The sequence below is a fragment of the Anaerolineae bacterium genome, from assembly GCA_014360855.1.
GTDB lineage: Bacteria > Chloroflexota > Anaerolineae > JACIWP01 > JACIWP01 > JACIWP01.
The window spans coordinates 1-8,991 of record JACIWP010000120.1 but is presented as its reverse complement, the minus strand read 5'-3'; the positions used below and the strand labels follow the sequence as shown (position 1 = coordinate 8,991).

At 64.8% G+C, this 8,991-nt stretch carries 9 protein-coding genes; 5 read left to right on the top strand and 4 right to left on the bottom strand.

Features of this window, described 5'->3' with window-relative positions; translation table 11 throughout:
- The 4 genes from H5T60_08015 to H5T60_08000 all read right to left on the bottom strand — a co-directional run.
- A partial coding sequence (locus H5T60_08015; GenBank protein MBC7242374.1) for an ABC transporter permease occupies positions 1 to 408 on the bottom strand: 408 nt, incomplete at its 3' end.
- Positions 409 to 410: 2 nt separating this feature from the next.
- Positions 411 to 1,901, bottom strand: a complete 1,491-nt coding sequence (locus tag H5T60_08010; protein ID MBC7242373.1) for a trimethylamine methyltransferase family protein — start codon at positions 1,899 to 1,901, stop codon at positions 411 to 413.
- Positions 1,902 to 1,998: 97 nt separating this feature from the next.
- Positions 1,999 to 3,624, bottom strand: a complete 1,626-nt coding sequence (locus tag H5T60_08005) for an ABC transporter substrate-binding protein (GenBank protein MBC7242372.1) — start codon at positions 3,622 to 3,624, stop codon at positions 1,999 to 2,001.
- A gap of 111 nt (positions 3,625 to 3,735) precedes the next feature.
- The gene (locus H5T60_08000) at positions 3,736 to 5,178 is read right to left on the bottom strand and encodes a trimethylamine methyltransferase family protein (protein ID MBC7242371.1); all 1,443 of its coding nucleotides are present in this window, start codon (positions 5,176 to 5,178) and stop codon (positions 3,736 to 3,738) included.
- A gap of 426 nt (positions 5,179 to 5,604) precedes the next feature.
- Between H5T60_08000 and lexA the strand changes: the two genes are divergently transcribed.
- The 5 genes from lexA to H5T60_07975 form a co-directional block, all read left to right on the top strand.
- Complete coding sequence (gene lexA / locus H5T60_07995; protein MBC7242370.1) at positions 5,605 to 6,258, top strand: transcriptional repressor LexA; 654 nt, start codon at positions 5,605 to 5,607, stop codon at positions 6,256 to 6,258.
- A gap of 249 nt (positions 6,259 to 6,507) precedes the next feature.
- On the top strand, positions 6,508 to 6,747 hold the full coding sequence (locus H5T60_07990) for a hypothetical protein (protein ID MBC7242369.1): 240 nt from the start codon (positions 6,508 to 6,510) through the stop codon (positions 6,745 to 6,747).
- Between the two features lie 43 nt (positions 6,748 to 6,790).
- The gene (locus H5T60_07985; GenBank protein ID MBC7242368.1) at positions 6,791 to 7,585 is read left to right on the top strand and encodes a hypothetical protein; all 795 of its coding nucleotides are present in this window, start codon (positions 6,791 to 6,793) and stop codon (positions 7,583 to 7,585) included.
- A gap of 34 nt (positions 7,586 to 7,619) precedes the next feature.
- The gene (locus H5T60_07980; GenBank protein ID MBC7242367.1) at positions 7,620 to 8,237 is read left to right on the top strand and encodes a hypothetical protein; all 618 of its coding nucleotides are present in this window, start codon (positions 7,620 to 7,622) and stop codon (positions 8,235 to 8,237) included.
- A gap of 24 nt (positions 8,238 to 8,261) precedes the next feature.
- Positions 8,262 to 8,991 (top strand): zinc ribbon domain-containing protein (locus H5T60_07975; protein ID MBC7242366.1); only part of this gene is annotated, 730 nt, incomplete at its 3' end.

Below are 8,991 nucleotides of genomic sequence, written 5' to 3'. Positions count from 1 at the left end.
CGAGAACAGCGCCAGGATGCGGTCCAGCCAGGAATCGGGATGGGTGGCCGAAAAGACGCCCAGAGGGATGCCCAGCAGTATCGCCAGGCCCAGGCTGGAGAAGGCCAGGATGATGGTATGCGGCAGAGCACTGCCGATGAGCATGCTGATGGGCCGGCCGGTGAAAACATCCGTCCCGAAACTGCCGTGCAGGATCCTCCAGATGAACAACCCCACCTGCACCATGGGCGGCTTATCCAGGTCCATCTCGGCCCGCACTTTGGCGATCAGCTCCGGTGTGGCGCGCGGCCCCAGCAGGGTGCGCGCCGCGTCGCCCGGCACGATATGCACCAGCAGTGCCAGGAAGACCATGCTCAGCAGGAGCACCAGGATGGTGGTGACCAGCCGTTTCAGGAGATACCTTCGCACGTTTACTGCACCTCCTCTTTCGCGGCGGGCGAGGGAGCGCCGGCGGCAGAGGAGTGCCGGCGTTCTGCCCGTTCCAGAATTTCATCCAGCCGGCGGCGCTGTTCCTCGGAAATGGGCGCCGGCCGGTGCGTTTCCAGGATCTGGCGGGCCATCTGGTTGGCCCGTTCGCCGGCGGTAAGGCCGCCGGCGGCCTCCCACTCGGCATACCCCCACTTGTCGAACAGGGACGCCAGCCACCCTTCGCGGCAGTGGCGCAGGGTGTGCTCCGTGGAGAGGAAATCCCCGCCCGGCCCTACCTGGTCAATCACCTCCAGCGCCAGGGCCTCCGGGGACATATCCACGCGGCACAGGGTGTGCCGCACCATGTCAATGACCTCGTTCATGGTCACCAGCATTTCCAGCGAGCAGGTCAGCCCGCTTTCAATATACCCCACATCGTGCACCAGGTTGGCACCGCCGAGCGCGGCGGCCATGACCCACAACGCGCCCTCGGCGGCGGCCTGCTGGTCGAAGAGCTTGGCATCGGAACAGCCGGCGAAACCCCAGGTCGGCAGGCGGTAATAGCGGCCCATCTCCGCCATGGCGCTGGTCATCAGCATGAACTCGGGCGCGGCATACATGTTGACCATGGTGCGCATGTCCAGCGGGCCGGTGCCGGAGCCGAAGATGCAGGGCGCGCCTGGCCGCTCGAGCTGGGCGATGACCAGGCCGCTGAGCAGTTCGGCGTTGGTGACCACCATGGCGCCGGCCGGCGTGATGGGCGCTGCCGCCCCGGAGATACTGCCGGGCACATAGGCGACCGGCAGGTTGTGGCGCGCTACGAACAGGAGCTTATCCACGGCCTCGAAGGAATGTTGTAGCGGCGTGGTCGGCTCGGCGTACAGGATGAGGAAGGGCCGCCGGCGCAGATCTTCCATGTCCTGGCGCATGACGGCGGCCATTTCGACGATGAGCGCCAGACCGAACGCATCGTGCGCGGTGTAGACGATGGGCTTAGTGGAATGGGTCAGCATGGCCTCGAAGCTGTGCACGTCCGAGACAGCGATGGGTACATCGGACGGCAGGGCCATGGACATGATGAAGCTGATCTGGGGAAGCGCATCGCAGACCAGCGCGGCGTTGGCGACATCGGCTTTGCGCGCCGGCCGGCGCTCCCCCGTGTACACATCGCGCACGTTGGGGAGGTCGGAGCCGGTGCCGAAGTAGACGTTCTTGCCCTCCAGGTACATCGCCGGCTGGCCCAGACGGTCATACACGGTGATGGAGGGCGGCGCGGTGCGCACCGCCTGTTCCACCAGATGGGGCGGGATGCGCACCAGGTTGCCGTCGCTGATCGGACAGCCGGCCTGCTCCAGCAGGGCCAGCGCCCTTTCATGGTGCACGCGCACGCCGGTGCGGCGCAGGACCTCCAGCGTCGCCAGGTGCAGGCGTTCCTTATCCTCTTCGGTCAGGATGGCGCACTGCCAGCCCGAGGAGAATGGCGCACGGGACATCGGGTGATGGACCTCCAACGCAAGGCTAGATACTACGCATGGGGCTCGCGAGCGTTCGCGAGCCCCATGCGGGCACGACGTCGCGATGGAAGCCGGATCACGCCGGCTTCATGAACTCCGCCTGCGGCACACCGTGCGGCGTGACCGCCGGCTGGATCTTGGGCGAGTACACATAGGCGTACACGCCGTGGGTGATCCAGACGCTGTGGCAGGCGGCGTCGAACAGCTTCTCCATCTCGATGTAAATCTTCTCGCGCTCGGCGTCATCCATGGTCACCAGGCCCTTGCGGTGCAGTTCGTCGAACTTCGGCTCGCACCAGCGCTGCCAGTTCCACACGCCCACCTGCTCGCAGGTGAACCACATGGTGGCCCAGGCGGGGTCGGGCTGCATGGAATAGTTGCCGGAGAAGAGCTCGACCTCTTTGCCCTGCTCGCCGGCGCCGATCTGCCAGAAACTGCTGGAGTCCATCGGGTTGATGGTCAGGTTGATGCCGATGTCCTTCAGGTTCTGCTGGGCGATCTCGGCCCAGGTGCGGTACTCGGTGGTGTCCTGGATGTCGAAGCGCAGGTCGAGGGAGGTGACGCCGGCCTCGGCCAGGAGAGCCTTGGCCTTCTCCACATCCCGTTCGTACACCGGCGCATCCTTCCAGTGTCCCAGCAGTCCGGGCGGGATGAGGGTCTTCTCGCGCTCGGCCTGGCCCATATAGGCCGCCTGCAGGATGGCCGGCACGTCAATGGCATAGCGGATGGCCTGGCGCACGCGGATGTCCTGCAGTTTGGGGTGCTCGACGTTCATACCGATCCAGCGGTAGCGCAGGGACGGATACTTGGCCAGCTTGAGGTTGGGATGGTTCTCGAAGCGCGGGATGGAGGCGATGGAGATGCGGCTGAAGTCCACCTCGCCGGCCTCGGCCGCGATCTCGGCCGCCTTGTCGTCCTCGATGGGGAGAAAGTGAATCTCATCCCAGGGGGGCGGATCCCCGTGATACTCGGGGTTGCGCTTCAGGACGATCTTCTGCTTGGGCATCCACTCGGCGAAGATATAGGGGCCGGTGCCGATGATGTCGGTGGCGAACTTCTCGATGCCGACTTCCTCGACGTACTTCTTGCAGACGATGGAGCCGCTGGCCACCGGCAGGGTGGTCTTCCACAGCGGGGCAAAGGGCTCTTTCAGGATGATCTTGCCCCGATACTTGTCAATGATCTCCACGTGGTCCAGCGTGGCCCAGTCGTCGGCATAGGCGGCCTTCAGCTCGGGATCAATGAAGCGCTCGTAGGAGAACTTGACGTCCTCGGTGGTCAGCTCGCCGTAGCCCTTGTGCCACTTGACCCCTTCCTTGAGCTTGAACTCGATGACCAGGCCGTCCTCCGACTGCTTGATCTCCTCGACGAGCTGGTTGATCAGGTCGTAGGAGTTGGGGCCGTAGCGGACGAGGCCCTCCATGACGCAGTTGGCGACTACGTCATCGTTCTGGGAGATGCGGAAGCAGGGGTCGAGGTTCTGGATGTCGCCGTACAGGCGCACGCGCAGGATTTTGGGGCCGGCCGGCACCGGGGTGGCCGTGGGCGGCACCGGGGTAGCGGTCGGGGCCAGCGGCTGAGTAGCGGCCGGGGCCGCGGTCGGCGCCTCGGTGGGCTTGGGCGCGCAGGCGCTCAGCGCCACCAGCGCGGAACCAACGCCGGCTACTTCAAGGAACCGTTTGCGAGACAATCGTCGAGCCATACTTGTCCCTCCTTCTTCCCTGGATTCATGTGGAATGGAACGGACCACGGATAGTCATAACGGTTTTGTACCTGGCATCCCCCCTTTCCTGATAGTTTTCGTACGGAGCGGTCATTCGCCCAATCGTTCCCGCCGCGCGCGGGTCAGGATTTCGTCCAGTTGGCGCAGGGCTTCCGCCGGCCAGGGTTCCACCACATGGGTCTGCAGGATCTCGCGAGCTCGCGCCCGCGCCCGGGCCAGCACCCCTACGGCGGATTCATCGCCGGCGCCAGTGCGCCGTTCGCTGATGCCCGGCATCCAGATTTCGCCGCGCCGCATATGAAGGACCGTATGGGGCTCGCCCAGGAACACGCCGTCGCGCCGGACCACTTCACGGATGACATCAAATGCCAACGTGTCCTGGTTCACCTCACAACCCTGCACCAGGCGCTTGAGCAGGCTGATCATCTCGTTGTCAATGACGGCGATCTCATAGCCGCCGGCCAGCCCGCTGGCGATGCCGCCCACGCCGGACATAATGTCGGCGCCGGCCAGGGCCGGCATGACGGCATTGGCGAAGCGCTCGTAAGCAAACTGGGCGTCCACGCGGTCCGCGCTGCTGCACAGGCCGTAGGTGTCGCAGGTCAGGCCCAGCCGATGGGCGAGCTGTGTGGCGCAGGCGCCGGCCAGCCCCACCTCCGGCCCGCCCCAGGAGGACACCGCCGTGCGCAGGTCAATGGGATTGATGCGCGAGCAGTAGGTCACCGGGGCGCCGGGCCGCACGGCGGCCACCAGCACGAAGCTGGCCAGCACCTCGGCATGCTGTTGGGCCAGGGCGCCGGCCAGGGTGATGGGGCCGGTGGCGCCCAGTGAGGGGGCCGGCAAGGAATGGAATGGCGCGCCGGCCTCCGCCACCGCCATAATGGCCGCGGTGACCTTTTCGGTGAAGGTCAGTGGGCTGACCGGGGAGACGCTGATGGACATGGTGGGATGCCGGCGGAAGGCCTCTTCCCCTCCGCAAAGCACCTGGGCCATCTGGACCATATAGGGCACGTCGGCGGGGTTTTCCACGGCCGCGGCGGAGACCGGCTTGCGGGTGTTTTTCAGCATGGCGGCGGTGGCCGCCAGCTCCATGATTTCCGCCGGCACGTCCTGCGGGCCGAACAGCGGCGTAATGACGTCCACATGTTCCAGCGCGTCCAGCAGGCGGGTGATGTCGCCAACGTCCTGCATGGTGGCCGGCCGGCGTTCCCCCGTTTCCAGGTCAATCACAAAAGGAGGGCCGCCGCTGTTGTGAAAGCGGATAGCACCATCGCCGAAGCGGAAAGCGAGCTTCCCATCCGGCGTATATTCCTCCCGATGAGGGGTCACGTTCTGGAGCGCCCACTGCACCACATGGGGCGGGATGTACACGCGGTGCCCCTCGACGCGACAGCCCAGGCCGTGGAGCATCTCGCGGGCACGCTCATGTTCGAGCGCGATCCCGACCTCGTCCAGGATGCGCAGGGCCGTCTCTTCTATTTGTCGCAGTTCGTCCTCGTGCAACAACTGCAGTACCACACGGCGGGTAGTCATGCGGTCATTCCTTTCTGTGATTCGAAGCTGTCAGCATAAGAAAGAAACGGGCATTCTGCGTTGAATGCACTGCGTAGATTGTCCCGGAGCGGTGGGGCTTGTGGCGTGAAGATGGGGCAGGGGAAAGCTTATCATCGACGCGCTCCGGCGCGGTTACCGGTTCACATCATCTGGCCCAGGTGCGGCAAAGGATCTTCCTCCTCGTGAATGGGCTGTGCAGATGATACCTTTCAAGCGGCGAGAAAGCAATGGCGAATAATGCCTTGTCAGACCATATCCGCTTTCGGCAAATATTATATCATGTGATGGGATTTCGCGCAACGTCTGCTGAAAAAGATTTGAAAACCACTTGACTAGAACAGATGTTCATGTTATAATATAAGTAAGGCCGAAAGAGGGACGAGAGCGCCGGCCGAGGAGGGTGCCATGGCCCTGACCCAACGTCAACAGCAAATCCTGGATTACATCCGCCGCTACCTGGCGGAGAACGAGTTCCCCCCGTCCATTCGCGAGATCATGCGCGCCCTGAACATCTCCTCCACCTCCGTGGTCAACTACAACCTGAACGTCCTGGTGGAAAAGGGCTATATCACGCGCCAGCGCGAGCTGGCGCGCGGCATCCGCCTGGTGGAACTGCCGGCCGCATCCGAAACGGAGCAGGAAACTGCTATCGTCTCCATCCCCATCCTGGGCACCATCGCCGCCGGCGTCCCCATCCCCGTCCCGGACACCATCACTGTCCCCGAGGAGTACATCCGCCTGACGCGCGACATCACCCAGGAGGCCGGCGACATCTACGCCCTGCGCGTGCGCGGCGATTCGATGATTGACGCCCTCATCAACGACGGCGATATCGTTATCATGAAGCATCAGAAAGAAGCGCGCAACGGCGAGCTGGTGGCGGTGTGGCTAAAGAACGAGAAGGAGACCACGCTCAAGCGCTTCTACCGCGAGGGGAACCGCGTGCGTCTCCAGCCGGCCAACCCCTTTATGGAACCCATCTACACCAGCGCCGACAACGTCGAGATCCAGGGCAAGGTCATCCTCATCATCCGCCAGCCCAGCCTCTCCTCCAACTGAATCCCCTCTTCGGATGGAATTGCCGCAAATAAAAGGTAAAAATTCCTCCATCCCCTTGTCTTGCCCCGGTAAAGATGGTATAATCAAGCTGTCTTACGTAAACTATCGGGCGAAAAGCGGGCATATCGCGCAGTGTTAATGTAAAAACTCATCATTTTGCGGTGATTTCTCGCCGCCCTATGATGCCCGAAGATCGTTTCCTGTGGTATACTTAGCGTGAGAGGCGGAGCGGCCGAGGGGAGAGCACAGATGGAACGGCAGGCCTTGATCGCGGAGATTGCTCGCCGGCTCAAGCGCCGGCATTTGGCCGCGCCGGCGGTGCTCCTGCTGGAGTCCCATAAGCCCTTCGGGTTCGTGCTCTCCCAGGCGATGCTGTTGCTCGAGCCGCTGGTGGAATGGTTCCTTGGGCCGACCTCCTGGCGCGAGTACGCGGCGGTGCTGGAGGACCCCCAGGGCATTGAGCGGTTGCTGGAGGAACTGGAATCCTGAGCGGAGGGCCGGCACCCGGGGCCGGCTCAGGAGCAAAGGCGATATGGAATCCATCCAATCCACTCTGACGGGAATCTGGGACAGCGCGGTGCCGGCCATCATGGGCACCCTGCTCCTGCTCCTGGTGCCCACCCTGTACTTCTTCACACTGCGGGCGCGTGCGCTGTTGCGCGCTGGCAAGCCGCTTCCCCTGCGGCGCATGCCGGCCTTTGAGCGCCTTTCCCGCGCCATGGACACCGCCGCCGAAACCGGCCGGCCGCCCCATATCTCCCTGGGCACGGGCGCGGTCGGGGATTCCAGCACGGCCGAGAGCCTGGCCGCCCTGCACCTGCTTGCCCCGCTCTCCCAGCAGGCCGCCGCCTACGGCGTCCATCCGGTGGTGACGGTGGCCGATGCCGGCCTGATGCTGGCCGCGCAGGACCGCTTGCGGCAGGCCTTCCGCCAGCGCGGCCAGGAGCAGGAATACCGCTTCACCGATGTGCAGTTGATCGCGCCGGAGCCGACCGCCTACGCCGCCGGCGCCATGGGCCTGCTGAGCCGTCAGGAGCTGAGCGGGAACGTGATGGCCGGCGCCTTCGGTGAGGAGTACTTCCTGATGGCCGAGGTCGGCGCCTGGAAACAGCCCGAGCAAGTCGCCGGCGCGGCGGACCCGGGCGTCCTCCCCTTCGTGCATGTCACCAGCGAAGCGCCCCTGCTGGGAGAAGAGATGTTCACCGCCGGCGCCTACCTGGGCAAATGGGCATCGCATATCGGGAGCCTCTTCGCCCAGGATTGGATGCGCGTCCTGTTGATCCTCATCATCCTGGCCGGCATGTTCCTGGCCTCGTGGCACGGATAATGGGACGCACGCACCGCCAGGAAAGGAGGAAGGCGTGAAACGCATACTGCCCACCGTCGCGGCAATGGTCGTCGGCATTATCGTGCTGATAGACTTCTTTGTCGATGTCGGGTACATCAACCTGATGGGCCGGCTCCTTGTGGACTGGGCGGTGATCCTGGCGGCGTTCGCCCTCATCCTGGGCGTCCTCAACCTGTTTCTGGTGCATTTCCGGCGCATCCGCACGCGCCACAAGGGGTGGCCCTACAGCATTATCCTCATCCTGACGCTGTGGACAGTGCTCGTGCTGGGACTGTTGGACCCCGCCGGCCCCCAGGGACAGAGCATCCGCTGGATCTTCCAGTATGTGCAGTATCCCCTGCAGGCGGCGTTCTTCGCCCTTACCGCGATCTTCATACTCACCGCCATTTACCGGACCTTTCGCCTGCAGCGCGGTGAGAACGCCTGGTTTATCCTGGCCGGCATCCTGGTCCTGCTGGGAGCTACGGCGGTGGGAGGGTGGCTCTGGGATGGCTTCGCGTCCATCCGGGAATGGATCATGAACGTGCCGGCGCTGGCCGGCGCACGCGGCATCCTCATCGGCGTGGCCCTGGCCGCGAGCATCACCGGCCTGCGTCTTCTGCTGGGGATGGATCGGCCTTATGCGGAGTGAGGGTGCGGATAGGAGTTGCGTCAGATGATCTACTGCCCCAACTGTGGGACTGCCAATCGTGATGGGAGCAAATTTTGTAATGAGTGCGGCCAGCGCCTGACCGGCGCGGAGGGGGTGCGCTGTCCGATGTGCGGCGCACTGAACCGCAGTGGCAGTGTCTTCTGCACGCAGTGCGGCTCCCGACTGATAGCGGTGGAAGCGCCGGCGCAACCGCCGGCGGCGCCTGCACCCGCCGGCGAGGAGGCCGTTCCCGAGTGGCTGGCCAAACTGCGGGAGGCCGCACAGCGCGAGGTGTCTATCGGGGAGGAAGCGCCGGCCCCGGAACAGCGCGAGGAAGAAGCACCGGCCCCGGAACAGCGCGAGGAAGAAGCGCCGGCCCTGGAACAGCATGAGGAAGAGGCGCCGACCGCCGGCCCCGCTGAAGAACTGCCAAAAGCCCCGGTCTTCGTCATCGAAGAGGGCGAGGCCGAATGGGTGCCGCCCGATTGGCTGAGCGAACTGCGCGCCCGCAGTGCAGGGGTAGAAGAGGAAACGCCGGCCGCACCGTCCGAGCCCCTGGCCGAGGCGGTGGAGGAGGCGCCGGCGGCACCCGTGTTCGCCGAAGAAGAAGCGGTGTCCGAGGTGCCCGATTGGCTCCAGAGACTGCGGGCGGAGGTCGCCGCGGAGGAGGCGCCTGCACCTCCACCCGCCGAACCCATCGGCACAGAAGCGGCTGGGCCGGCCTTCCCCGAGGAGGCCGCGCCGGTCTTCCCTG

What these genes read in the sequence shown, in the direction of transcription:
- H5T60_08010 (MBC7242373.1), bottom strand. Translation starts at nt 1,901, where the DNA reads ATGTCCCGTGCGCCATTCTCCTCGGGCTGGCAGTGCGCCATCCTGACC.
- H5T60_08005 (MBC7242372.1), bottom strand. Translation starts at nt 3,624, where the DNA reads ATGGCTCGACGATTGTCTCGCAAACGGTTCCTTGAAGTAGCCGGCGTT.
- H5T60_08000 (MBC7242371.1), bottom strand. Translation starts at nt 5,178, where the DNA reads ATGACTACCCGCCGTGTGGTACTGCAGTTGTTGCACGAGGACGAACTG.
- lexA (MBC7242370.1), top strand. Translation starts at nt 5,605, where the DNA reads ATGGCCCTGACCCAACGTCAACAGCAAATCCTGGATTACATCCGCCGC.
- H5T60_07990 (MBC7242369.1), top strand. Translation starts at nt 6,508, where the DNA reads ATGGAACGGCAGGCCTTGATCGCGGAGATTGCTCGCCGGCTCAAGCGC.
- H5T60_07985 (MBC7242368.1), top strand. Translation starts at nt 6,791, where the DNA reads ATGGAATCCATCCAATCCACTCTGACGGGAATCTGGGACAGCGCGGTG.